The organism is Nonomuraea salmonea (genome assembly GCF_042428605.1).
GTDB classification, from domain to species: Bacteria; Actinomycetota; Actinomycetes; order Streptosporangiales; family Streptosporangiaceae; genus Nonomuraea; species Nonomuraea salmonea.
On the sequence record NZ_JBHMCF010000011.1, the window covers coordinates 19,770 to 43,801 of the forward strand.

Sequence of the window (24,032 nt, forward strand, 5' to 3'; positions counted from 1 at the left end):
CGGTCACCGGTGAACGTTTCGCGGCTGATATCGGTTTTCACACCGAAAACCAGTCTATCGCCGTGTCTTCGACCCGATCCAATCGCCCGTACCGCCCCAGCCAGGGACGGACACCGGTAAACCATTCGACACCGGTGCGGGGCGCCAGCATGATGCCGGGCATGAAGCGCACCTACACTCCCCCGGCTTGGGACGAGCGCGCCACGCTCACCACGTACCTCGACTACGCCAGGGCCACCGTGCACGCCAAGTGCGAGGGCCTGGCGGAGGAGGACGCGCGCCGCGCGCCGCTGCCGACGTCGCCGCTGATGACGATGTCCGGCCTGGTGAACCACGTCCGCTGGGTCGAGTACTTCTGGTTCCAGGTGGTGTTTCTCGGCGAGGACGACCAGGGCCCGTGGACCGACGAGGACCCCGACCGCGAGATGCGCATCGCCGTGGAGATGCCGATCGCGCGGCTGCTCGCGGAGTACGAGGCGCAGTGCGCCCGCTACCGCGAGCTGGTCGCCGCCCACGACCTGGACGACCGGGCCAAGTGGACCGACCGCGACGAGGACCACGTGACGCTGCGGTGGGTGCTGATGCATCTCATCGAGGAGACCGCCCGGCACAACGGGCACCTCGACATGGTGCGCGAGATGGTCGACGGAGTGACCGGCGTCTGACCGTCACGGAGTGTTCCGGCCCGCGGTGAGCGACTTCGTACAGAAACAAAATCCGGAAATATGACCCCCGCGACGCGCATGCCCCGGGATTCCCGCAGGCTACGGGCCTGATCGGCGATCACGCGAAGAACCGAGGCCCCAAGCGCGATTGGATCACCCCGCGGGTGGGAATCCCATCACGGTACCAAGCGTTAGACACCGTGGGAGACAGACCCCCCACGCAAGGGGGCCCTGTAGGAGGCATTTAAACATGGGCGAGCGCGCGCTTCGTGGCACCCGGCTCGGGGCAACCAGCTACGAGAACGACCGTAACACGGATCTGGCCCCGCGCCAGGAGGTGTCGTACACCTGTCCGAAGGGCCATCGCTTCGAGGTTCCGCTTGCCGCCGAGGCCGAGATTCCCGCGAGCTGGGAGTGCCGCATGTGCGGCGCGACCGCGCTGCGGGTGGACGGCGAGCAGCCGGAGTCGAAGAAGACCAAGCCCCCGCGGACACATTGGGACATGCTCTTGGAGCGACGGTCCATAGAAGATCTCGAGGAGGTGCTCAACGAGCGGCTCGCCGTCCTGCGGGCTCAGCGTCGTAAGAGCGCCTGACTTCCTCTCACGGTGAAAACCCCCGGGCTTGAGCCCGGGGGTTTCTCTGTGCGTGCTTCAGGAGTCGCGGTCCTCGCGGATGACCTCGCCGTGCACCACCCGGCCGCCCTGCGGCGCGCCGGCGTCGCGGCCGTCATGGTGGGGGTCGTAGTGGGCCGCGTCCGGGCCGGGGAAGCCGCCGGGCGGGAAGAGGTTCGCGTACGGGGACGACTGCGCCAGGCGCTTGATCCGGCGCTCGAAGAACCACGCCCCGAGGCGGCGCATCATCGGCCGGGTCACCGGGATCAGGCAGAGCAGCCCGAACACGTCGAGGAAGAACCCGGGCGCCAGCAGCAGCGTGCCGCCGACCAGGATGATGCCGCCGTCGGCCAGCTCGCGGTCGGGCATGCGCCCGCTCTGCATGGCCTCCTGCAGCGCCCGCCACGCCCGCCGGCCCTCGCGGCGCACCAGCCACGCGCCCAGCAGGCTGTCGGCGATGAGCAGGGCGATCGTGGCCGGCCCGCCGATCACCTGACCGACCTGGATCAGCAGCCAGATCTCCAGGATGGGGATGACCAGGAAGGCCAGGAATAGCAGCAGCCGCATCGTTTCAACCCTCGATTCCGCACACGCGTCACTGCACTGGACAACGCCCGGCGCCCTCGAAGCGTTCCGCCGGCCGCACGCCACCGTCCCTCGAACGCCGGGCCGGACGCCGCCGGCCGCACGCCACCGTCCCTCGAACGCCGGGCCGGACGCCGCCAGCGGCACGCCGCCGTCCTTCGAGCGCCGGGCCGGACGCCGCCGGTCGCGCGACGCCGTCCCCCACGCCCGGGCTAGTCGCGGGCGCCGCCGCCCTTGAGGCGCTTCGGGAGCCCGGTGACGCCCCACATGCCGATCCGCCACAGCGCCTCGGACATGACCTTGCCGCTCATCTTGCTCTTGCCGACCGTCCGCTCCACGAACGTGATCGGCACCTCCACCACCCGCAGCCCGTGGCGGGACGTGCGCAGCGTGAGGTCCACCTGGAAGCAGTAGCCCTGCGACTCGACGCCGGCGAGGCCCACCTTCTCCAGCGTGGCCGCGCGGTAGGCGCGAAAGCCCGCGGTCGCGTCGCGGACCGGCAGGCCGAGCATCACCCGCGTGTAGATGTTGGCGCCCTTGGACAGCAGCTCGCGCCGCTGCGGCCAGTTGACGACCTTGCCGCCGGGGACATAGCGGGAGCCGATGGCGAGGTCGGCGCCCTCGGCCAGCGCCTCGAGCAGCTTCGGCAGCTCCTCCGGCTGGTGCGAGCCGTCGGCGTCCATCTCGACCAGGACGTCGAAGCCCTCGTCGAGCCCCCAGCGGAACCCGGCGATGTAGGCGGCGCCCAGCCCCTGCTTGCCCGGCCGGTGCAGCACGTGCACCTGCTCGTCGCCGGCGGCGAGGGTGTCGGCCACCTCGCCGGTGCCGTCGGGGCTGTTGTCGTCGGCGACCAGCACATGGGCCTCGGGCACGGCCGCGCGTACGCGCTGGACGATCGCCGGCAGGTTGTCGCGCTCGTTGTACGTCGGCACGACGACGAGCACCCGGCCGAGACTCTCCATCATCCGTCGTTCCTCATCCGATCGCCTCGCCGCCTGCCACGCCACGCGGCGAACCCGGCCGCCGCCGCTCCCATCACCATCAATGCCCATTCAGGAAGAGCGCCCACCTTTGTGGCGATTGTCTCCTGTGTGCGTACGGGCACCTTGACCACGTTCATGTCAGCGACAAGCTCGCGAGTCTGCCAGGAGACCTTACCCTCAGGCGTCACGTAGGCGGAGATCCCGGTCGTGGCGGCGGTGACCACGGCCCTGTTGTGCTCGACCGCGCGCAGCTTCGACATGGCGAGCTGCTGGGACGGCAGGTTGGACAGGGCGTAGCTGGCGTTGTTGGTCTGCACGACGAGCGGGGTGCCGCCGGCGCGCACGGTGCCGCGCACGGTGTCGTCGTAGGCGACCTCGTAGCAGTTGACGGCGCCGACGGTGACCGGCCCCATCTTCAGGTCGCCCGGCCTGGTGCCGGCGATCGACTGGCGGCCGACGAGGCTGGCCCGCTCCCACAGCGCCAGCACGATCTCCTTGAACGGGGTGTACTCCCCGAACGGCACCAGGTGCTGCTTGTCGTAGTAGGCGCCGGGGCCGGTGACCGGGTCCCAGACGAGGCTGCGGGTGGCGCGGTGCTCGTCGCCGATGGCCACGACCGCGCCGACCAGGGTGGGCACGCCGACGTCCTGCACGGAGTCGTGGATGATCTGGCGGGCGTACGGGTCGCGGTAGGGGTCGATGTCGGTGGAGTTCTCCGGCAGGACCACGATGTCGGGCTTGGGCAGCTTGCCGTCGCGTACGGCCTGGGCCAGGCGCTTGGTCTCGTTGGCGTGGTTGCGCAGCACGACGGCGGGCTCGTCGCCGAGCGCGTACATGCCGCGGCCAGGGACGTTGCCCTGCACGACGCCGACGTTGATCGAGCGGCCCTCGTCGCCGAACCTCGGCACCGCGAGCCCCAGCACCGGCACGGCCACCGCCAGCCCGACCGGCACGGCCCTGGCCACCGCCCTCGCGGGCCGGTTGAGCGCCGCGTACGCCAGCAGCGCGCCGCACAGCGTGACCGCGAACGACACCAGCGGCGCGCCGCCGAGCGCGGCGTACGGCGTGAACAGCGACTCGCCCTGGCTGAAGGCCGCCCGCGCCCACGGGAACCCGCCGATGGGCACCAGGCCGCGCGCCCACTCCATGAGCACCCACAGGCCGCCGAACCACAGCGGCCAGGCGCGCAGCCGGAACACCAGCGCCGCCAGCGCGGCCATGGCGGCGTAGAAGAAGCTCTCGGTGGCGACCAGCATGATCCACACGTCGTCGCCGATCGTGCGCACCCAGGCGACGGTTGGCAGCAGGAACACCGCCGCCGCCAGGTAGCCGATCCAGGCGGCGCGGCGGGGGCGGGTGCCGTGGATGGAGGCGGCGATCAGGCCGATGCCGAGCGGCGCGCACAGCCACCAGTCGAGCGGCGGGAACGCGAGGAACAGCGCGAACCCACCGGCCGCGGCCGCCACGATCCGCGCGCCCAGCACCCGCCGGCTCTCCTTACGCGCCGGCCCGCCCGGCCCGGACGAGGACTCGCCGGACGCCGCAGACTGCGGCTCGGGCTCCGGCTCAGCGGACATCTCGGACTCCGCGGCGGGCTCCTCGGCCGACGCGGCGGCGGGGGCCGTGCCGTCGGTGGGCGTGCCGTCGGTGGGCGTGCCGTCGGTGGGCGTGCCGGTAGAGACCCGTCCGGGCGCGGGCGTGAGATTCGTTCGGTCCTGAACCACTCCGGGGTCTCCTCGCCACCTCGCAAACGCCTGCTCGCGAAAACGCTACCGCCCTCGGGCCGCACTCAGGTCGGCACACCCCGCAGAAGATCGAAGAAGGGGAAAGACGGCAGGGCGGTCCCGCGGCGATAAGGCGGGACCACCCGGCGCGTCGGCGGTCCTGGAGCACGGGAACGGGAAGAGGGCCCGGAAACCCTTCGGACCGGACCCGTCTCGTCGGCGGCGAGCGCGGAATTCCGTTGTCTACTGGGCTCCCGGACCCGTCCCGGGTCCAACCCCCCGCCCGGTTGGGGTGCCCCGACTCGACGGACCGACGGCCCTGCACCTGGCTGTGTGGACGGAGTCGCGCTCCGTCACGGACGCAGGATCCGGCGATGTCAGAGACGGCCAACCGGCCAAGTCCCGTGCTGGACTGCGCAGCAAACTACCGACTCCACCTCAGATGTCAACCGTGTCCCGATCAGCAGAAACATCAAGTTTTCGCAGCTAGGACATGTTTGACCGGTGGCTTCAAAGCAGGTCAAAGGCCATTAGCGGGCTCCGGTGAGCGGCTTGGCAAGTCCCGCAACGCGGGCGACAGCGGGCGCTCGTGGACGACCCCGAGCCGTTGCGTCGCACGCGTGAGAGCAACATACAGGTCGCTCGGCCCGCGTGGCGACTGGGCGGCGATGAGGTCGGGTTCGGCGACGATGACGGAGTCGAACTCGAGCCCCTTGGCGTCGGTCACCCCCATGACGGCCACGGGCGCGTCGAGCGCCTCGGTGCCCCTGCCCCGCCCGGCGCCCGGCGTGACGACGGCGGCGCCTGGCACGGCGGCGGCGAGCCGGCCGCCGAGCTCGGGCACCAGGTCGTCGGGCGCGACCACGGCCACCTTGCCGCCGTCGGCCGCCTCGGCGGCGACCAGCTCGGGCAGCGCGGTGAGCGGCGCCGACCAGGGCCGGGTGCCCGCCTCGCGGACGGACAAGGGGGCCCGCAGGCCGGGGTCGATGGTGGCCAGGACGCGGGCGGCGACGTCCATCAGCTCGACCGGGGTGCGGTAGTTGACGGTCAGCTGCTCCTGCCGCCAGCGCCCGGCGACGTACGGGTCGAGCACCTCGGCCCAGGAGCGGGCCCCCGCCGCGGAGCCGGTCTGGGCGATGTCGCCGACGATGGTCATGGACCGGGTCGGGCAGCGCCGCATGACGGCCCGCCAGGCCATCGGCGACAGCTCCTGCGCCTCGTCCACGATGATGTGCCCGTAGGCCCAGGTGCGGTCGGCGGCGGCGCGCTCGGCGGTGGTGAGGTAGGGGCCGTCGCCGCGCTGGCGCTCGGCGAGCCGTTCGGCCTCCATGACGTCGGACAGGCCCGTGAGCTCCAGCACCTCGCGGGCGTAGGCCAGCTCGGCCTCGCGCTCGTTCTCGGCGGCCCGCCTGGCGGCGGCCAGCTCCTCCTCGGCCTGCATGGCGGTGGCGCGCAGCACCTGCTCGTCGATGTCGCCGAGCAGCTCGGCGGCCTCGTCGAGGAGCGGGACGTCGGACTCCGTCCACTCGCCGCCGTCGCGGCGCAGCAGCCGGCGTTCCTCGGGGGTGAGGGCGGAGGCGGCGTGGCCGAGGCGCTCGGCGGAGCCGTACAGGCCGAGCAGGAGGCCCTGGGGCGTCAGGTAGGGCCACAGGCGGTTGAGCGCGGCCTTGACGACCGGCTCGGTGCGCAGGTCCTCGCGCAGGTCGGCCAGCTCGTCGTCGTCGATGAGGCCCTTTCCGATCTTGCGGGCCTGCTGCCTGGCCAGCGCGGTGAGCAGCGAGCGCACGAACACGGCGCGGGCCTGGTTGTGGGGGCGGCGCGAGCGGCCGGCCTTGTTCTTGGCGTTGTCGAGCATCTGCCGGTCGATGGTGAGCGTGATGCGGCCGACCTGCAGCTCGATCGGCTTGCGCGGGACGCGCTGCCGGTCGCGTACGGCCTTGGCGATCACGTCGGCCATCCGCGCGTCGCCCTTGACCGCGGCCACCTCGGGGCGGTCGCGCCTGGTGGCGGTGACGCCGGGGTAGAGCTCGCCGACCGTGGACAGCAGCACGTCGGTCTCGCCGAGCGAGGGCAGCACCTGCTCGATGTAGCGCAGGAAGGTGAGGTTGGGGCCGAGGATGAGCACGCCGCGCCGCTCGAGGCGCTCGCGGTGGGTGTAGAGCAGGTACGCGGCCCTGTGCAGGGCCACGACGGTCTTGCCGGTGCCCGGTCCGCCCTGCACCACCAGCACCCCGTTGAGGTCGCTGCGGATGACGCGGTCCTGCTCGGACTGGATGGTGGCGACGATGTCGCGCATGCGTCCCGTGCGCCGCTCGTCGAGGGCGGCGAGCAGCGCGGCCTCGCCGTTGAGCGTGGCGCGGTCGTCGTCGGTGAGCGCGTCGAGGTCGAGCAGGTCGTCGTCCACGCCGATGACGTCGCGGCCCCTGGTCTGCAGGTGGCGGCGGCGGGTGACGCCCATGGGGGCGGTGGGGGTGGCGCGGTAGAAGGGCTGCGCGACGGGCGCCCGCCAGTCGATGAGCAGGCGGCGCTGGTCGTCGTCGGTCATGCCGATCTTGCCGATGTAGAGGCGGCCCTCGTCGGCGTGGTCGAGCCGGCCGAAGGCGAGACCGCGTTCGACCGCCCAGAGCCTGGCGAGGCGCGAGGCGTACATGTCGGCGAACGTGTCGCGCTCCGACCTGTTCTGCATCGTGCCGACGGCTCCTGCGGCCAGCACCTCCTTGAGCTGCCGCTGGGTGCGCTCGCGAAGGGTGTCGAGGCGGTCGTAGAGGCGGGTGACGTACGCCTGCTCTTTTGCCAGTTCGGTTTGACGCGTTGCCGCCTGACCGTTAATGTGGTTAATGGGACACTCCGGGCCATTCTGCTTGTTGTTGCGACAAACGCCGACATTAGCACGCCTGCTGTAGCAGTCTCGTCACTTTTCTCCTTTCCTGGTCACGTCTTGGTTTCACCTCTTGACCGTCTCGCCAGGGTCTTCTTATGGTCATCGCGAGTTAGGAAAGTTTCCTAACCCAAGCGAAGGAGACGCCGTGAGCGGCCCGGTTCCGGGAACCCCCAGTCTGCTACGTGCCATCAATGATCGCGCGGCGTTGCAGGCGCTCCTGGAGCGCGGCCCGCTCACCAGGCCCGAGATCGGCGCGCTCACCGGCCTGTCCAAGCCCACGGCCTCCCAGCTCCTGCTCAGGTTGCAGCAGGCGGGGCTGGTCGTGCAGGACGGCGTCAGGGAGGGCCTGCCGGGCCGTACGGCCGAGGTCTACCGGATCAACCCGGAGGCCGCGTACGTGGCCGCTCTCGACGTCACCCCCGCCCGCATCGAGGCCAAGGTGGCCGACATCACCGGCACGGTCGTCGGCGAGCACGTGCTGCCGACGCCGCGCAGGCCGCACGGCGAGCTGGTCGAGCGGCTGGCCGCCGCGCTGCACGGCGCCAACCCGCCGGACAAGCCGCGCCGGGTCGTGATCGGCGTGCAGGCCGCGATCGACCCGGCCACCGGCAGGCTCGGCTACGCCGCCGCCAAGGACGTGCCGGGCTGGCAGCTGCCCGACCTGGTGCCCACGCTCAGCGCCGGGCTCGGCGCGCCGGTGGACGTCGAGAACAACGTCAACCTGGTGGCGGTGGCCGAGCAGGCGCACGGCGCGGCGCGCGGCCAGCAGGACTTCGTGCTGCTGTGGGCCGACGAGGGCATCGGCTCGGCCATCGTGCTGGGCGGGCGCATGCACCGGGGCGCCACCGGCGGCGCGGGCGAGGTGGGCTACATGCCGACCCCCGGCGCACCCACGGCCCGCGAGGCGGGCCGCTACGCCAACCACGGCTACCAGGCGCTGACCGGCGGCCCTGCCGTGCTCAAGCTGCTGCGCTCGTACGGCGTGCGCGGCTCCGACTTCCGCCAGGCCGTCGCGGGCGCCGTACGCGCGGCGGCCGGCACCGGGAAGAAGGCCGACGACGCCAGGGCCGGGCTGCGCGACGTCGCCGCCCGCCTGGCCGTGGGCCTGGCGGCCATCACCTCGGTCGTCGATCCCGGCCTGATCGTGCTGACCGGCGGCGTGGTGCTGCCGGGCGGCGAGACCCTGCGCGAGCTGGTCGAACACGAGCTGCACGCGCTGACCATCCCCCAGCCCCCCGTCCGCCTGTCGAGCGTCGAGGGCAACCCCGTGCTCGCCGGCGCACTCGACCTCGGCCTCGCCGCCGTCCGCGACGAGGTGTTCCGTTCAACCGTCCCGTCATGATGGATGGCAGGAGGCACCCCCCGTGCGCTTCGTCCCTCTTGCGGTCGCCGCCGCGCTGGCGCTGACCGCGTGTACCGCCGGCAAGGAGGCGGGCCCGTCGCTCGGCGCCCGCCCTTCGAGCTCCGCTGCTCAGGCCCTCTCCCCCGCCACGCTGGAGCTGTGGCACGGCTTCTCGACCGACGCCGAGGTCAAGGCGTTCGAGGACGCCATCGCCGGCTTCAGGAAGAAGTTCCCGCAGATCACCGTCAAAGCCGTCAAGGGCGTCCAGGACGACCAGATCACCCAGGCCATCAGGGGCGGGAACGCGCCCGACGTGGCGGCCTCGTTCACCACCGACAACGTGGCACAGTGGTGCAGGTCGGGATCGTTCCAGGACCTCACGCCGGTCATCGAGCAGGACGGCGTCGACCTGTCGGTGCTGCCCGCCGTCGCGCGGTCCTACACCGCCTACGAGGGCAGGCAGTGCACGCTGCCGCTGCTCGCCGACGCGTACGGCCTCTACTACAACAAGGCCCTGATGAAGGGCGAGCAGCCGCCGAAGACGCTGAGCGAGCTGACCGCGCTGGCCAAGAAGCTGACCGTGCGCGACGGCAAGGGCGAGATCAAGGTCGCCGGCTTCATCCCGAGCGTCCAGTACTACGAGAACAGCATGAGCCACCTCGGCCCGATGGTCGGCGCGAAGTGGTACAACGACGACGGCACCTCGGCCATCGGCTCCGACCCGGCCTGGAAGAAGCTGCTGACCTGGCAGAAGGAGCTGGTCGACTGGTACGGCCACGACAGGCTCGACCGCTTCCGCAAGGGACTCGGCGACGAGTGGAGCGCCGAGCACCCCTTCTACAAGGGCAAGGTCGCGATGGTGCTGGACGGCGAGTGGCGCAACGCCATGATCGCCAACGAGGCGCAGGACCTCGACTACGGCACCGCTCCCCTGCCGGTCGCCGACGACCGCCCCGACCTGTACGGCAGCGGCTTCACCGCCGGCACGGTCATCGGGGTGCCGAAGGGCGCCGAGCACCCGCAGCACGCCTGGGAGCTGGTCAAGCACCTGACGACGGACACCGAGTCGCTGGTGACGCTGTCGAACGCGCTGCGCAACGTCCCCACGACCAAGGCGTCGATGGAGTCGCCCGATCTGGCCAAGGACCCGAACTTCGCCACCTTCCTCGGCATCTTCGCCCACCCCAAGACCACGACCCTGCCCGCGAACGTCAACAGCGTCTTCAACCAGGAGGCGTTCTCCGCCTTCGCCGTCAAGTGGGAGAAGGGCGACGTACCGGACCTGGACGCCGGGCTCAAGGGCGTGGACAAGGTCATCGACGACAAGCTGAAGCTGTCCGGGGGCTGAGGTGGCCGCCGTGACCTCCGTACCGCTGCGGCGGCGGCACGGCGAGGGACTGCGCGCGCTGGTGTGGCTCGCGCCGTGGCTCTCCGGCGTGTCGATCTTCTTCGTCTATCCGCTGCTGTCCACGGTGTACTTCTCCTTCCACCGCTACGACCTGTACACGCTGGAGTTCATCGGCCTGGACAACTGGCGTTACCTGCTGCAGGACCCGCGGGTGCCGACGTCGGCGGCCAACACGCTGTGGCTGGTGCTCATCATGGTCCCGGCGACCGTGCTGTTCGCGCTGGCGCTGGCCCAGCTCGTGGTGCGGCTCAAGGCGGGCACCGGCCTGTTCAGGACGATCTTCTACCTGCCCTCGCTGGTGCCGATGGCGGCCGGGACGATCACGTTCGTGTTCCTGCTGAACCCATCGACCGGGCCGATGAACCAGGTGCTGGCCGTCTTCGGCATTGAGGGACCCGACTGGTTCGGCGACCCCGGCTGGGCCAAGCCGAGCCTGACGCTGCTGTCGCTGTGGGGCTGCGGCCAGCTCGCCGTGATCTTCATGGCGGCGCTGCTGGACGTCCCCAGGCACCTGTACGAGGCCGCCGCCATCGACGGCGCCGGCCCTTGGCGGCAGTTCCGCAGCGTGACGCTGCCGACGATCGCACCCGTGCTGATGTTCGCCCTGGTCACGAACGTCATCTACGCCCTGCAGTACTTCAGCCAGGCGATGATCGCCTCCCGGGTCGCCTCGGGCGCGACCGACTCGCCCGGCAGCTCGTTCACCCCCGGCTATCCGGACGAGTCGCTGCTCACGCTGCCGCAGTGGCTCTTCCACGCCGGGTTCCGCGACTACACCATGGGCTACGCCTGCGTGCTCGCGCTGTTGCTGTTCGCCACGTCGATGATCTTCACGCTGATCCTGCTGCGGCACTTCCGCCGGGCCGAGGAGGTGTCATGAGCGCCACCATGACCGCGCCGCCCCGCCCCGCGCCGGGGAGCCCGGGCGCTCCCGGCGCTCGCCGCGCCGGTCTCAGAGCGCGCCGGCGGCGGGTGCTGGTATGGATCGCCACGCACGCGCTGGCCGTGGCGCTGGCGCTGATGTTCCTCGCCCCGATCGCCTTCATCGCGCTGACCGCGCTGATGACCGACGAGCAGGCGCTGACCAGCGACCTGTGGCCACGCGAGTGGAACTGGGAGAACATCGCGCTGGTTTTCGAGAAGTCGATGCTGCTGCGGTGGGCGGGCAACACGCTGCTGTACGCGGCGCTCGGCACGCTGTTCACCGTGGTGTCGTCGGTGCCGGTGGCCTACGCGCTGGCCAGGTTCCGCTTCCGCGGCAGGCGGGCGGCGTTCCTGCTGGTCGTCACCACCATGATGCTGCCGCCGCAGGTCGTCGCGGTGCCGGTCTATCTGGTGTGGGCGCGGCTCGGGCTCACCGACAGCCTGTGGCCGCTGATCCTTCCGCTGCTGCTCGGCGACGCGTTCTCGATCTTCCTGCTGCGGCAGTTCCTGCTCACCATCCCGCGCGACTACACCGACGCGGCCAGGGTGGACGGCTGCTCCGACCTCAGGACGCTGCTGCGGGTCATCCTGCCCATGGCCCGCCCCGCCGTGGCGGCGGTCGCGCTGTTCCAGTTCTTCTACTGCTGGAACGACTATTACGGGCCGCTGCTGTACGCCGGCGTCGAGCAGGAGAACCTGACGCTGTCGCTCGGCCTGGCCACGTTCAAGGCGTTCCACAGCGTGCAGTGGAACCTCACCATGGCGGCCACCCTGCTGGTGACCGCCCCGGTGATCATCGTGTTCTTCTTCGCCCAGCGGGTCTTCATCGAGGGCGTGACGTTGACGGGAGTGAAGGGTTGAGGATCGCGGTGGTCGGGGGCGGCTCGACGTACACGCCGGAGCTGGTGGACGGGATCGCGCGGCTGCGTGACGAACTGCCGGTGACGGAGCTGGCGCTGATCGACCCCGACGCGAAGCGGCTCGGCCTGGTGGCGGGGGTCTCGCGGCGCATGCTGGCGCACGCGGGGCACCCGGCGCGGGTGCTCGCCACGTCCTCGGTCGAGGAGGGCGTGGCGGGGGCGCGGGCGGTGCTGTTCCAGCTGCGGGTGGGCGGGCAGGCGGCCCGCGACGTGGACGAGACGCTGCCGCTGCGCTGTGGCTGCGTGGGGCAGGAGACGACGGGCGCGGGCGGGCTGGCCAAGGCGCTGCGCACGGTGCCGGTGGTGCTGGAGATCGCCGACGTCGTGCGCGCCGTCGCCCCCGACGCGTGGATCGTGGACTTCACGAACCCGGTCGGCATCGTCACCAGGGCGCTGCTGGACGCCGGGCACCGCGTGATCGGGCTGTGCAACGTGGCCATCGGCCTGCAGCGCCGCTTCGCCGCCTGGCTGGGCGCCGACCCCGCCCGCGTGTCCCTCGGGCACGTCGGGCTGAACCACCTCACCTGGGAACGTTCCGTGCTCCTCGACGGCGAGGACGTGCTGCCCGCGCTGCTGCGCGAGCACGGCGACGAGCTGGCGGAGAGCCTCGGCCTGCGTCCGGGGCTGCTGCGGCGGCTCGGCGTCGTCCCCTCCTACTACCTGCGCTACTTCTACGCCCACGACGCGGTGGTGCGCGAGCAGCGCTCGAAGCCGTCGCGGGCGGCCGAGGTGGCGGACATGGAGGCGCGGCTGCTCGCCCTGTACGCCGACCCCGCCGTGGTCACCAAGCCCGAGCTGCTGTCGGAGCGCGGCGGCGCCTTCTACTCCGAAGCGGCGGTGGCGCTGATCGCCTCGCTGCTCGGCGACCGGGGCGACACTCAGGTGGTGAACGTGCGCAACGACGGGACGCTGCCGTTCCTCGGCGACGAGGCGGTGATCGAGGTGCCCGCCGCCGTCACCGCAGCAGGGGCCGTGCCGCTGCCGGTCGCGCCGGTCGAGCCGCTGTTCGCCGGGCTGATCGCGCACGTGTCGGCGTACGAGACGCTGGCCCTGGACGCGGCCCTGCACGGCGGCGCGGACCGGGTGCGTGACGCGCTGCTCGCCCATCCGCTCATCGGGCAGGACGAGACCGCGGAGGAGCTGACCGAGCTGCTGCTGACCGCCAACCAGGCGCACCTGCCGTGGGCGGCGTCGCGGTGAGCCGGCTCGTGCTGGCCGTGGACGGCGGCAACAGCAAGACCGACGTGGCCGTGGTGTCCGAGCACGGCGAGGTGCTGGGGGCGGGCCGCGCGGGCGGGTTCGCGCCGCAGCGCGACGGGGTGGCGGCGGCCGTGGACGTGATCGCGGCGGCGCTGGCCGCGCTGCCCGCCGGGGTGCCGCGCGACGGGTTCGCTCACGTGTCGGCCTGCCTGGCCGGGGCGGACCTGCCGGTCGAGGAGGAGGCGCTGGCCGCCGAGCTGGCCGCCAGAGAGCTGGGGGCGGACGTGGTGGTGCGCAACGACACGTTCGCGCTGCTGCGGGCCGGCGCGTCGGGGCCGTGGGGGGTGGCGGTGGTGTGCGGGGCCGGCATCAACGCCGTCGGCGTCGCGCCGTCCGGCGCGGTGGCCCGTCTGCCCGCGCTCGGGCGGCTCAGCGGCGACTGGGGCGGCGGGCAGGACCTCGGCGAGGAGGCGCTGTGGCACGCCGTACGCGCCGAGGACGGCCGGGGCCGGCCCACCGCGCTGGCCCGCCTCGTCACCTCGCACTTCGGCACGGCCACGGTCGAGGAGCTGGTGCTGGCCGTGCACTTCGGGCTGGTCGACGGCGACCGGCTGCACGAGCTCGCGCCCGGTGTGCTGGCGGCGGCCGGCGACGGCGACCCGGTGGCAAGGGAGCTGGTCGAGCGGCAGGCCGAGGAGGTGACCGTGCTGGCCGAGGTGTGCCTGCGCCGGCTCGGGCTGCTGGAGACGCCCGTGGAGGTGGTGCTCGGCGGCGGGCTGCTGACCGCGCGCGACCCGCTGATGACGAAGCTGCTGGAGGCGGGGTTCGCGCTGCGGGCGCCGCACGCCGAGCCGGTGGTGGCCGACCGGCCGCCGGTCATGGGGGCGGCGCTGCTGGGCCTGGAACGGCTGGGCGCCGCCAAGGGGGCCTTGACGGCGCTGTCCACGGCCTACGGTCCTCGCTGAGGCGATCCGGGGGTCGGGGGACGCTCCTGAGCTCTCATGACGGCGCTGCGGCCCCTGGGGAAGCGCTGTGGCCTGGGGTCGCGCTCGTGCTGCGGCCTGCGGTCGCGCTGTGGCCGGTCAGGCGCCCTCGGCGGCCATCGGGGGCTCGCCCGCGACGTCGGGGGCGCGGTGCTCGTAAGGGGTGCTGAGCACGACCGTGGTGCGGGTCGAGACGTTGGCCGAGGCGCGGATCTGCTGCAGCAGGTCCTCCAGCGCGACCGGCGAGGCCACCCGCACCTTGAGTATGTAACTTTCGTCGCCGGCCACGCTGTGGCAGGCCTCGATGGCCGTCAGGTGGGCCAGCCGCTCGGGGGCGTCGTCGGGCGCGGCCGGGTCGATCGGCTTGATGGACACGAACGCGGTCAGCGGCAGCCCCACCGCGTCGTGGTCGATGATCGCGGCGTATCCGCGGATCACGCCGCGCTTCTCCAGGCGGCGTACGCGCTGGTGCACCGCCGAGACGGACAACCCGGTCTCCCTGGCCAGGTCGGTGAAGCTCATGCGGCCGTCACGGGCCAGCAGCGTGACGATGCGGCGGTCGATCTCCTCCATCGGTCAAAGGTAGCCGGTCATGGTCACGACATGGTCCCGACCGGAGACGCTCCTCTGCGCATCGCGTGCTCGACGAGCGAGATGAGCACATCCTTGCCCGAATCGCGGCGGCGGGCGTCGCAGCGCACGATCGGGATGTCCGCCGCCAGGCCGATGGCCGAGCGCACGTCGCCGACGGTGAAGGGGCTGGTGCCCTCGAACTGGTTGAGCGCCACGATGAACGGCTGGTCGCGCTTCTCGAAGTAGTCGACGGCGGGGAAGCAGTCGTCGAGGCGGCGGGTGTCGGCCAGCACGACGGCGCCGAGCGCGCCCATGGCCAGCTCGTCCCAGACGAACCAGAACCGTTCCTGGCCCGGCGTCCCGAACAGGTAGAGCATGTAGTCGTTGCGGATCGTGATGCGCCCGAAGTCCATCGCCACGGTGGTGGTGAGCTTGCGCTCCACGCCCGACAGGTCGTCGATGTGCGTGCCCACCTGGGTGAGCGCCTCTTCCGTGCGCAGTGGCCTGGTCTCGGAGACGGCACCGACCATGGTGGTCTTGCCCGCGCCGAAGCCCCCGGCGATCAAGATCTTGATCGCTGTCGGAAGCCGCCAACGGTCTGAGCGACCGAATTCCATCCAGCACCGCCCGTACAATTCCCGCGCATGCGCGACCCCGCCCCTGAGGTGCCGTGGTCAGTGGTACCTGTCAAGGAAAGCTGTGAAGGTCGATCCGCATGCCTGGCATCGAGACACCCTAGCAACGCCACATTTTCCACTCAAGCCGCAATCTTTTACAAGAATGAAAATGTCACGGTTTGTGACAGGACGCCCGCTTATTCGGCGATCTAACAGGCAAAGAGTCAAGTTTGTCTGTCATGTATTCAGACGAGTACTTATTCTTGCAGGTGAAAGCCCGAAACGCCGGTGAAGCCGGCCTGGAAGCCGAGCTGTCTGTGCAGGTAGAAGGCCGTGCGGGGGCTGTGGGCGCGTACCGGCTCGATCAGCTCCTGCGCCCTGCGCGCCAGCTCGGCCATCGCGGCCGTCACCTGCGAGCGCTCTACGCCGAGGGCGAGCACGTTCAGGTCGCCCCAGCTCAGGTCCCGCCGGTATGTCACGACGTCCCCGAGCAGGTGCAGGTAGCGCTGCACCTGGCGGCTGACCGCGCGCAGCTCCTCCAGGTGGGCCTTCGACCAGTCGTCGGCCGTGTAGATCCAGTGGCACAGGTCCACGAAGCAGGAGCCGCGGCTGTCGGCGTTCTCGACGTAGTGGGCCAGCGACGGCGTCGCGTGCGCGTCCCGCCAGGCCCAGGCCCGCGCCATGCCCTCCAGCATGCGGGCGAGCTGGCCGGCCCAGATGTCCTGAAGGTCGCCGAACTCCTTGACGGTGCCCAGCTCGTCGCGCAGGTCGGCGAGGAAGCGGGAGACCGCCGAGCGCGGCGCCGAGCCCCGCGCGACGTCCAGGCACTCCTTCGTCAGGCGGTCGACGTGGGAGCGGGTGAGCGCGGTGTGGTCGACGATCCTGTCCACCGCGAGGACCCACAGGGCGGCCCGGTTGACGACCTTGAGCCGGTGGGCGCCGGCCCAGGGGGCGCTGAACGCGGTGGACAAGGTCAGGGCGTGAATGAGGTCGGTGGTGAAAGCGGCAGCGGGGAACAACCCGCCGTACATTTCGGCGCACCGCCGCAGATCTCTGCCGCATTCGGCGGCCATTGCGCACGTCTCGCCGAGCTCGAACGCCTCGTCCAGCTCGTCGCCCGGCATCCTAGGGCCGCTCGACCGGCTCGCGGATCATGCCCGACGACCCCCATTTCCCCTGGATATGCACCTGTCACGGCAATTGTTTCATGATCACGCGGTATCGATCAAGGTATCAGCTGCCTGGCCGGGCAGGCGCGTTCGCCTCTCCCCCAAGCCAGCCGCGTGAAGTGCGGCGGTCAGGGCGACGCGGGAGCCGATGCCGAGTTTCGTATAGATCTTGCCGATGTGGTACTCGACGGTCTTGACGCTGATGAGCAGTTCCCTGGCGATCTGCCGGTTCGTCAGCCCGCCGGCCACCAGCATGGCCGTGCTCAGCTCCTGTGGGGTGAGGCCCAGCCGTACGGTCGCGGGCGGCTCCAGCCCGCACGCCTCCAGCTCCTGCGCACACCGCTCGGCCCGCGACTGCGCGCCGAGCCGCTGGAAGATCTCCCGAGCCGCCCCCAGCCGCTCGGCCGCCGCCCGCCGCCGCCCGGTCCTCCGCAACAAGCGCCCCAGGTCGAGCAGCACCTTGCCCTCCTCGAACGGCCACACCCCCGCCGCCATCCCCACCGCCCGCAAGAACTCCGCCTCCGCCCCTTTTGGAACGTTCCCAGCCACAAGCACCAACCCCCGCAACCGCCCCACCTCAGCACCCACCCGCCCCTCACCCGCGGCAAGCGGTTGCGCCGCGTTGCCCGGCCGGTCCTGAGCGTGTCTCTCGTATGTGGAGAGCAGCCGCTCCGCCTCTTCCAGTCGGCCGTCGGCGACGAGGGCCTCGATGCGTTCAGGACGCGGGTCGGGGGCGAACAGCGCCCCGCACCCGGGGTCACCGCACTCCCCCTCCGGGAGCGGGCCGGCGCCGAGCGAGGCCAGGGCGAGCTCGGCCTGCCGCTCTCCCAGTGCGTGCCGCATCCCGCGGGCGGTCGTGGCGGCGGACCTGGCGTGCGCGAGCGCCCGTTCGTGCTCGCCCTTGGCCGCCAGGGGGGCCACACAGGCCACCTCCAGCAGGGGCAGCAACCAGCGCTGGCCGAGCGCCGTCGCCTCGGCCAGAGCCTCCTCGGCCCCGGCCACCGCCTCGTCCCACCGCGCCATCTCGTGATCGGCGACGGCCCGCAATCCAGCGGCCAGCAGCCGATGCTGCGCCAAGGTCCCGGCCGCGCCCACCGCCCGCCTGAGCACGCTCCCGGCCGCAGCCACGGCTCCCTGCTGGAGCAACGCCACCGCACCGGCCAGCCCGTCGTCCGATGCCGAGCCGGCCTCGGACGACGCGACGCAGGTCAGGGCCCTGGTCAGGGCCAGGATGTCGTGGGGGCGGGCGGCCGGGCTCTGGATGGGCTGGTCGATCACCTGGCGGGCCCATGCCGCCGCCTCCACGGGGTCGCCCGTCACCAGGTGCAGCCAGGCCAGTTGCTCGGCGACGTCGGCGGCGTGCCCCGGCTCGGCGTGCCGCCACGCCTCGGACAGCAGCTCGTACGCCGCCTCGAAGCGCCCGGCGGCCAGGGCGAGCCGGCCCAGCACGTACCGGCGGGCGGGGCGCGGGTCGGTGTTGCGCGCGGCGGCGAGCCGGGCGGCGTGCAGCACGTCGCCGCCGATGAGCACATGTTCCAGGACGGCCGTACGCAGCTCGTCGCGCCTCCCGGCCGGCTCGGTCAGCCCGGCGGCCCGGTCGAGATGGGCGGCGGCCTCCCGCCAGAGCCCGTGCTGCGCCGCCTTGACCGCGAACCCCGCCAGCTCCTCGGCCAACTCCCCATCTGGCCCGAACGCGGCAGCGGCGCGATGCCGCAACGCCGCACCGGTGTCATCGGCCACCCCTGCGGCGGCCAGGTGCAGGCGGGCCCTGGCGGCAGGCCCGATGCCGTCGTAGGCCGCCGCCCTGGCGAGCGGCTCAGGAAAGTCGACCAGCCGCCCACCCACCTCCCGCAGCAGCCCAGCGGCCTCCGCCTCCTCGAAGGCCTCCAGCGGCACACCGCCGCAGCCGACGCCGCCGACGGACACAGGCGCGGCCACGGTCGCGGCCACGTGCAGCGGTGTCGGCCCGCCCAGCACCGCGCACGCCGCCACCAGCCGCGCGGTGTCGGGCCCGCAGGCGCGCAGCCGCCGCTCGAAGCCCCTGCGGTACGTCCCCGGCGCAGGCAACCGGGCCCCGGGATCGTCCAGCACGCCGTGGGCCAGCGTGCCCAGCAACTCCCGGGCGTGCAGCGGATTGCCCAGGGTGTGCTCCCACAACCGCCGCACCGCCCCCGCCCCGAGCCGCTCCGACGGGCGGCTCCGGAGCGACAGGTCCGCCCCCGGCACCGCACGATCGTGACCGTCCCGAAGGAGAGCCTGCGAGTGAGGCCGATCTAGGGAGTGGCCCGCTCCTGCCCAGGCCGCTCCCCCGCGCTCAGGGACCGCACCCGGCTTCACCTCGGCCTCCGGCCATGAGAGCAGGGCGGCGAGGTCGCCGGGCGTCAGACCCTCGAGGGTCAGGCGCAGGGTGGAGTCACCGGTGAGCGACCGCCGCAGCCCCTCAGGCAGCCACGGGTCGGAAATATCACGACACGCGACGACGACGAGGACCCGTCCCGCCCGCAGGTGCCGCAGCACGTACGCGAGAGCCCGCGACGACGCCCGATCAACCCACTGCGCGTCGTCCACGACCACGACGCACCCCCGCTCGGCCACCCGCGAAAGAGCCGCACACACCATCTCCCCGGCGGCACATGCACCGAGGCGCCCAGAGCCGGAAGTCCTGGGACGGCCCGCACAGGAACGGTCCTCAGGGACGATGACGGCCGCGCCGGCGAGCGCGGCAAGGGCCGTCCCGCCCTCGAAGGCACCCGCATCAAGCGGCCCGGCGCCCGAAACGCGGGCGGCTTGATACGCGAGTTGGCGCACGACGCCGAGCCGGAGCCCGCGCTCGCCCTCCGCGCCGCTGACCGCCAGCGTGCACACTCCCTTGGCGCCGCTCACGGCCGGCGCGCCAGCTCCCTCAGCGCCGCTCACGGCCGGCGCGCCAGCTCCCTCAGCGCCGCTCACGACCGGCGCGCTGACGCCCTCGGCGCCGCCCACCGTCGGCGTGCTGACGCCATTCGCGCCCGGCTCCCCACCAGGCGCCGACGAACGCAGGGCCTCATGGATGAGCGCGGTCTTGCCGATGCCCTCCGGCCCTTCGACGGCCACGATCCTGACGGCCCCCGCAAGGGCCGCCCGCAGCTCCCCGCGCAGGAGGGCGAGCTCCCGCGTCCTGCCGACGAACATGCGAACTCCCTCCGCCGCCCTCGCCATCCCAGAGCGGCGGTGCGAGCACCTGATACACCACCTCAGCAGGCGGGCCGGCGCAGCAGCCCCCAGGCGGCGGTGGCGTCGTCGTGGCGCTTCCCGCGTACGGGCCCCCGCTCGCTCTCCAGCGCCCGCACGGCGGAGATCACCGCGTCCGGCCCCCGCCCGGCGAGCAGGCCGAGCACGGTCTCCCAGCGCCACCCGTACCAGTCGACGAGCCGTGCCACCCCGTCGGTGAACACCCCCGCCCCGCGCACGTCACGGGCGGGAAGGTCGCCGGTGACGCTCTGGCGGGCGGCCTCGGGCCTGGCGGCGGCGACCCAGAACCCGCCGGGCGCGTTGCGCAGCCGGCGTACCAGCTCCACGCTGTACGGCCGCCCGCCGGGCAGCCGCTCCAGCCGGTCGTCCGACACCACCCGCACCCCGCCCCCGGCCAGGGAGAGCACGACCGGCGAGTCCCCGAGCACGAGGTACTCCAGCCGCTCGCGCACCCGCACCAGCGCCACGGTGGCGGACGGCGAGTCGGGGTTGGCGAGGTCGCAGGAAGGAGCGTGGCCGGCGGCGGTGGCCTCGATGGCGCGTTCCAGGACCACGGCGAGCGGATCAGGGGCGTCGCGGGACAGCTCGGCGGCCAGCGCCCCGCCGAGCCGCCCCACCAGCCAGGCGACGTCGTGCACGCACCCGCTGTCGACGCCGGGCGCGGCCGTGGCGCCGTCGAGCACGGCGATCCAGGACGGCCCGGCGACCACGAGGTCCTCGTTGGGACGCGCGGAGCCGGGCCTGGTGGCGTACGTGACCTGCTGGAACACGCCCGTCAGACGACGACCAGCTCGCGCGGCGTGTTGTTGAGCCGCTCGTAGCCGCCGTCGGTGCAGACCACGATGTCCTCGATGCGCGCGCCGTGGCGGCCGGGCAGGTAGATGCCGGGCTCGACGGAGAACGCGAACCCGGGCTCCATCGGCTCGCCGTTGCCGGCCACGATGTACGGCTCCTCGTGCGTCTCGATGCCGATGCCGTGCCCGGTGCGGTGGACGAAGTGGTCGCCGTGGCCGGCGGCGGCGATGACGTCGCGGGCGGCGGCGTCGATCGACTCGCACGACACACCTGGACGGACCGCGCGGCAGGCGGCGTCCTGGGCCTGGCGCAGCACCTCGTAGTAGGCGGCGAACTCGGCCGGCGGCTCGCCCACGCTGTACGTGCGGGTGGAGTCGGAGCAGTAGCCGTTGTGCAGCGCGCCGCCGATGTCGACCACGACGGGCTCGCCGGCCTGGATGACCCGGTCGGACACGTCGTGGTGCGGGCTGGCGCCGTTGGGGCCGGAGGCGACGATGACGAAGTCGACGGTGGCGTGGCCGGAGGCGAGGATGGCCTCGGCGATGTCCCTGGCCACCTCGCGCTCGGTGCGCCCGGCGCGCAGCAGCCCGGGCACCTGCCGGTGGACGCCGTCGATGGCCTCGCCGGCCTGCCGCAGCGCCGCCACCTCGGCGGGCGACTTGCGCATCCGCAGCTCTCGCAGCACGCTGCCGGCCAGCACCTGCTCGGTGCCGGGCAGCGCCGCGCGGAAGCGCAGCGACGACATGGCCCACATGCGGTCGGCCAGCCCCACCCTGGCCGGGCGGCCGAGGCGGGCGGCGGCGATCGCGTACGGGTCGTCGGTCTCGTCCCACGCCACGAACTCCAGCCCCAGCCTGGACGCCGGCGACGCCTCGGCGGCGGGCAGCTCGAGACGGGGCACCATCATGTACGCCTCCCCCGAGGCCGGCACCACCAGGCACGTCAGCCTCTCCAGCGGCTTGGCGTCGTAGCCGCTGACGTAACGCAGGTCGGGGCCCGGCGTGAGCAGCAGGGCGTCGAGACCGGCTTTGGCGGTGGCCTCCTGGACGGCGGCGAGACGGGACACGGGATACAGATCTGAGGACGTCACAGGCCCAATCTACTCGTACGTCCACCGCCTAAAATCCGCGAAAAGGTCTCACCACGCCGCATCTCATGGCTACTCCACGTTCACGGTCGATCACGTATTGTGGGGCCAATTGTCCAGTTCCCTGCGCTTCGAGAGTGAGACCATGGTCGACGTCATAGGCGCGGCCGAGCTGCTCGGGCACGAGAGCGAGGCCGAGATGCTCGCCGTACGGCTGGCGCACGCCCAGCGGCTGGGCAACATGGGCTGGGCGGAGTGGCACCTGCACACCGGCGAGACGACCTGGTCCGAGCAGGTCTACGTGATCTTCGGCCGCGACCCCGACGACGGTCCCATCGCGCTGCCCGACCTGGCCGAGCACGTCGATCCCGCCGACGTGGCCACGCTCGACCGGCTGCTGTGGTCGGTGGTGCAGGGCGTAGAGCCGGTGCAGGCGGAGTTCCGCATCCGCCGCGACGCCGGGGACGTACGGGACCTGCGCGTCGTGCTCGAACCCCTGCCGGGCCCCGGCGGCACGATCGGCATGCACGGCGTCATCCAGGACATCACCGGCCGCCGCCGCGCCGAGCGCATGGTCTCCGAGTCGCGCCGCCAGCTCCTGGAGGCCCGCGAGCAGGCGGCCGAGGAGCGGCACGTGATGCTGGCGCTGCGCGAGGCGATCCTGCCGGCGCCGGTCGGCTGCCTGGACCTGCCGCACACCAGGGTCGCCGTGCGGTACGTGCCGGCCGAGAAGACCGCGAACCTGGGCGGCGACTGGTTCGAGACCGCGCCCGCCCCCGACGGCCGGCTGCTGCTCACCATCGGCGACGTCTCAGGTCACGGCCTGCCGGCGATCTCCCGGATGGCCCAGCTCCGCCACGCCCTGGTCGGCCTGGCGATGACGGGGCAGGCCGCCAACCGGCTGCTCGACTGGCTGAACGACCTGGTCATGCACCAGCTCAAGGACACCACCGCCACCGCGATCGTGGGCCACCTCGACCCGGCGACCCGGGTGTTCGCCTGGGGGCAGGCGGGGAACCTGGCGCCGATCCTGGTACGCGACGGGGTGGCCAGCCAGCTCGCCAAGCCCAGAGGGGTGCTGCTGGGGGCGGCGTCCGGCAGCCCGTACGAGCTGGCCACCACCCGGCTGCTGCCCGGCGACCTGCTGCTGATGTTCACCGACGGGCTGGTCGAGCGGCGGGTCCGCGACATCGACGTGGGCCTGGACCTGGTACTGGCCGCCGCCCGCCGGCTGTCCGCCCACGACCTGGACGACGGCCTCGACGCCCTCCTGACCGACATCGGCGGCCCGAACCCGGAGGACGACGCCTGCCTCGTCGCGGTCGGCATCCTCGACGCCTGAGAAGGGCCTGTGAGCTGGGGTGGGCGGGATGTCGGTGCGGGGTGGCAGCATGGGTCGCGTGCTGATGCTCCTGGACACCCCGTCCCTCTACTTTCGCGCCTTCCACGGCGTCCCCGAGTCGATCAAGGCTCCCGACGGGTCGCCCGTCAACGCCGTGCGCGGGCTCATCGACATGATCGCCACCCTCGTCCGCCAATACGCGCCTGACCAGCTCGCCGCGACGATGGACGCCGACTGGCGGCCGGCGTTCAGGGTGGCGGCGATCCCCACGTACAAGGCGCACCGGGTGGCGCACGGCGACACGGAGGTGGTGCCCGAGGCGCTGGTGCCGCAGATCGCGGTCATCCAGGAGGTGCTCGACGCCCTCGGCATCGCCCGCCTCGAGTCGCCCGGCTACGAGGCCGACGACGTGATCGGCACGCTGACCGCCCAGGCCGGCGGCGCCGTCGACATCGTGACCGGCGACCGCGACCTGTTCCAGCTCGTCGACGACTCCCGCCCGGTCCGCGTCCTCTACACCGCGCGCGGCATCCGCAACCTGCAGATCGCCGACGAGGCGTTCGTCACGGCCAAATACGGCATCCCCGGCCGTTCCTACGCCGACTTCGCCACCCTGCGCGGCGACCCCAGCGACGGCCTGCCCGGCGTGTCCGGCGTCGGCGAGAAGACCGCCGCCGCGCTGATCACCCGGTTCGGCTCGCTCGCCGGCCTGCTGGACGCGCTCGACGCGGGCGAGACCGACGGCTTCCCGGCCGGCAGCCGCACCCGCCTGGCCGCCGCCCGCGACTACCTGCGCGTCGCCCCGGCGGTGGTCGAGGTGGCCAAGGAGGCGCCGCTGCCCGACGCCGACCTGACGCTGCCGTCCAAGCCCCGCGACGCGGAGGCCCTGGTCGCCCTGGCCGACCGCTGGGGCATCGACGGCCCGCTCAACCGCCTCCTCGACGCCCTCGCCAAGTGACTCGCCAAGTGACCCGCCAAGTGACCCGCCGA

At 72.4% G+C, this 24,032-nt stretch carries 21 protein-coding genes; 10 read left to right on the top strand and 11 right to left on the bottom strand.

Features of this window, described 5'->3' with window-relative positions; all coding sequences use genetic code 11:
• Window positions 1-37: 37 nt before the first annotated feature.
• Window positions 38-163, bottom strand: coding sequence for a hypothetical protein (locus ACFFR3_RS10615; RefSeq protein ID WP_379483024.1), 126 nt, complete (start codon window positions 161-163; stop codon window positions 38-40).
• Between ACFFR3_RS10615 and ACFFR3_RS10620 the strand changes: the two genes are divergently transcribed.
• Together ACFFR3_RS10620 and ACFFR3_RS10625 are read left to right on the top strand one after the other, a co-directional pair.
• A complete protein-coding gene (locus tag ACFFR3_RS10620) occupies window positions 162-665 on the top strand; it encodes a DinB family protein (RefSeq protein WP_345403656.1) in 504 nt (167 codons plus the stop codon). The two genes, ACFFR3_RS10615 and ACFFR3_RS10620, sit on opposite strands and share 2 nt — an antisense overlap.
• A 250-nt stretch (window positions 666-915) precedes the next feature.
• Window positions 916-1,260 (top strand): RNA polymerase-binding protein RbpA, encoded by a 345-nt coding sequence (locus tag ACFFR3_RS10625; RefSeq protein ID WP_345403653.1) that lies wholly within the window; start codon window positions 916-918, stop codon window positions 1,258-1,260.
• 57 nt (window positions 1,261-1,317) lie between these two features.
• Here the strand turns inward: ACFFR3_RS10625 and ACFFR3_RS10630 are convergent, their stop codons facing one another.
• The 4 genes from ACFFR3_RS10630 to ACFFR3_RS10645 form a co-directional block, all read right to left on the bottom strand.
• Entirely contained in the window at window positions 1,318-1,845 is a 528-nt protein-coding gene (locus ACFFR3_RS10630) for an FxsA family protein (RefSeq protein ID WP_364376010.1), read from the bottom strand.
• A gap of 230 nt (window positions 1,846-2,075) precedes the next feature.
• Window positions 2,076-2,828, bottom strand: coding sequence for a polyprenol monophosphomannose synthase (locus tag ACFFR3_RS10635; RefSeq protein ID WP_364376007.1), 753 nt, complete (start codon window positions 2,826-2,828; stop codon window positions 2,076-2,078).
• Entirely contained in the window at window positions 2,825-4,570 is a 1,746-nt protein-coding gene (lnt, locus tag ACFFR3_RS10640) for an apolipoprotein N-acyltransferase (RefSeq protein WP_345403644.1), read from the bottom strand. The genes ACFFR3_RS10635 and lnt overlap by 4 nt, the downstream gene beginning before the upstream one ends.
• Before the next feature lie 520 nt (window positions 4,571-5,090).
• Complete coding sequence (locus ACFFR3_RS10645) at window positions 5,091-7,400, bottom strand: HelD family protein (protein WP_512699776.1); 2,310 nt, start codon at window positions 7,398-7,400, stop codon at window positions 5,091-5,093.
• Window positions 7,401-7,596: 196 nt separating this feature from the next.
• Between ACFFR3_RS10645 and ACFFR3_RS10650 the strand changes: the two genes are divergently transcribed.
• From ACFFR3_RS10650 to ACFFR3_RS10675, 6 genes are read left to right on the top strand one after another with little or no spacing between them, the layout of a single operon-like run.
• Window positions 7,597-8,793 carry an ROK family transcriptional regulator gene (locus ACFFR3_RS10650; RefSeq protein ID WP_364375999.1) on the top strand — a complete coding sequence of 399 codons (1,197 nt, stop codon included), beginning with the start codon at window positions 7,597-7,599 and terminating at the stop codon, window positions 8,791-8,793.
• A 22-nt stretch (window positions 8,794-8,815) separates the two neighbouring features.
• Complete coding sequence (locus tag ACFFR3_RS10655; RefSeq protein ID WP_379483026.1) at window positions 8,816-10,141, top strand: ABC transporter substrate-binding protein; 1,326 nt, start codon at window positions 8,816-8,818, stop codon at window positions 10,139-10,141.
• A 10-nt stretch (window positions 10,142-10,151) separates the two neighbouring features.
• Window positions 10,152-11,081 (top strand): carbohydrate ABC transporter permease, encoded by a 930-nt coding sequence (locus ACFFR3_RS10660; RefSeq protein WP_345403623.1) that lies wholly within the window; start codon window positions 10,152-10,154, stop codon window positions 11,079-11,081.
• A complete protein-coding gene (locus ACFFR3_RS10665; protein WP_364375993.1) occupies window positions 11,078-11,986 on the top strand; it encodes a carbohydrate ABC transporter permease in 909 nt (302 codons plus the stop codon). The genes ACFFR3_RS10660 and ACFFR3_RS10665 overlap by 4 nt, the downstream gene beginning before the upstream one ends.
• Window positions 11,983-13,245 carry a 6-phospho-beta-glucosidase gene (locus ACFFR3_RS10670; protein WP_364375990.1) on the top strand — a complete coding sequence of 421 codons (1,263 nt, stop codon included), beginning with the start codon at window positions 11,983-11,985 and terminating at the stop codon, window positions 13,243-13,245. Before ACFFR3_RS10665 ends, ACFFR3_RS10670 begins: the two co-directional genes overlap by 4 nt.
• A complete protein-coding gene (locus ACFFR3_RS10675; RefSeq protein WP_364375986.1) occupies window positions 13,227-14,210 on the top strand; it encodes an N-acetylglucosamine kinase in 984 nt (327 codons plus the stop codon). Before ACFFR3_RS10670 ends, ACFFR3_RS10675 begins: the two co-directional genes overlap by 19 nt.
• Before the next feature lie 117 nt (window positions 14,211-14,327).
• Here ACFFR3_RS10675 and ACFFR3_RS10680 read toward each other — a convergent pair whose 3' ends face one another.
• From ACFFR3_RS10680 to ACFFR3_RS10705, 6 genes are all read right to left on the bottom strand, one after another.
• Window positions 14,328-14,801: an Lrp/AsnC family transcriptional regulator gene (locus ACFFR3_RS10680; protein WP_364375983.1), complete on the bottom strand. Its 474-nt coding sequence runs from the start codon at window positions 14,799-14,801 to the stop codon at window positions 14,328-14,330.
• 23 nt (window positions 14,802-14,824) lie between these two features.
• Window positions 14,825-15,418 carry a GTP-binding protein gene (locus ACFFR3_RS10685; protein WP_345403614.1) on the bottom strand — a complete coding sequence of 198 codons (594 nt, stop codon included), beginning with the start codon at window positions 15,416-15,418 and terminating at the stop codon, window positions 14,825-14,827.
• A gap of 257 nt (window positions 15,419-15,675) precedes the next feature.
• A complete protein-coding gene (locus ACFFR3_RS10690; RefSeq protein WP_364375977.1) occupies window positions 15,676-16,542 on the bottom strand; it encodes a terpene synthase family protein in 867 nt (288 codons plus the stop codon).
• A gap of 87 nt (window positions 16,543-16,629) precedes the next feature.
• Window positions 16,630-19,758, bottom strand: coding sequence for a helix-turn-helix transcriptional regulator (locus ACFFR3_RS10695; protein WP_379483027.1), 3,129 nt, complete (start codon window positions 19,756-19,758; stop codon window positions 16,630-16,632).
• A 62-nt stretch (window positions 19,759-19,820) separates the two neighbouring features.
• Window positions 19,821-20,588 (bottom strand): protein phosphatase 2C domain-containing protein, encoded by a 768-nt coding sequence (locus ACFFR3_RS10700; protein WP_379483028.1) that lies wholly within the window; start codon window positions 20,586-20,588, stop codon window positions 19,821-19,823.
• A gap of 5 nt (window positions 20,589-20,593) precedes the next feature.
• A complete protein-coding gene (locus ACFFR3_RS10705) occupies window positions 20,594-21,703 on the bottom strand; it encodes a M24 family metallopeptidase (protein WP_379483029.1) in 1,110 nt (369 codons plus the stop codon).
• A gap of 142 nt (window positions 21,704-21,845) precedes the next feature.
• Here ACFFR3_RS10705 and ACFFR3_RS10710 point away from each other — a divergent pair, with 142 nt between their 5' ends.
• Window positions 21,846-23,042, top strand: a complete 1,197-nt coding sequence (locus ACFFR3_RS10710) for a PP2C family protein-serine/threonine phosphatase (protein ID WP_364375965.1) — start codon at window positions 21,846-21,848, stop codon at window positions 23,040-23,042.
• A 64-nt stretch (window positions 23,043-23,106) separates the two neighbouring features.
• Window positions 23,107-24,000, top strand: a complete 894-nt coding sequence (locus ACFFR3_RS10715; protein ID WP_364376383.1) for a 5'-3' exonuclease — start codon at window positions 23,107-23,109, stop codon at window positions 23,998-24,000.
• The last annotated feature ends 32 nt before the right edge of the window (window positions 24,001-24,032 follow it).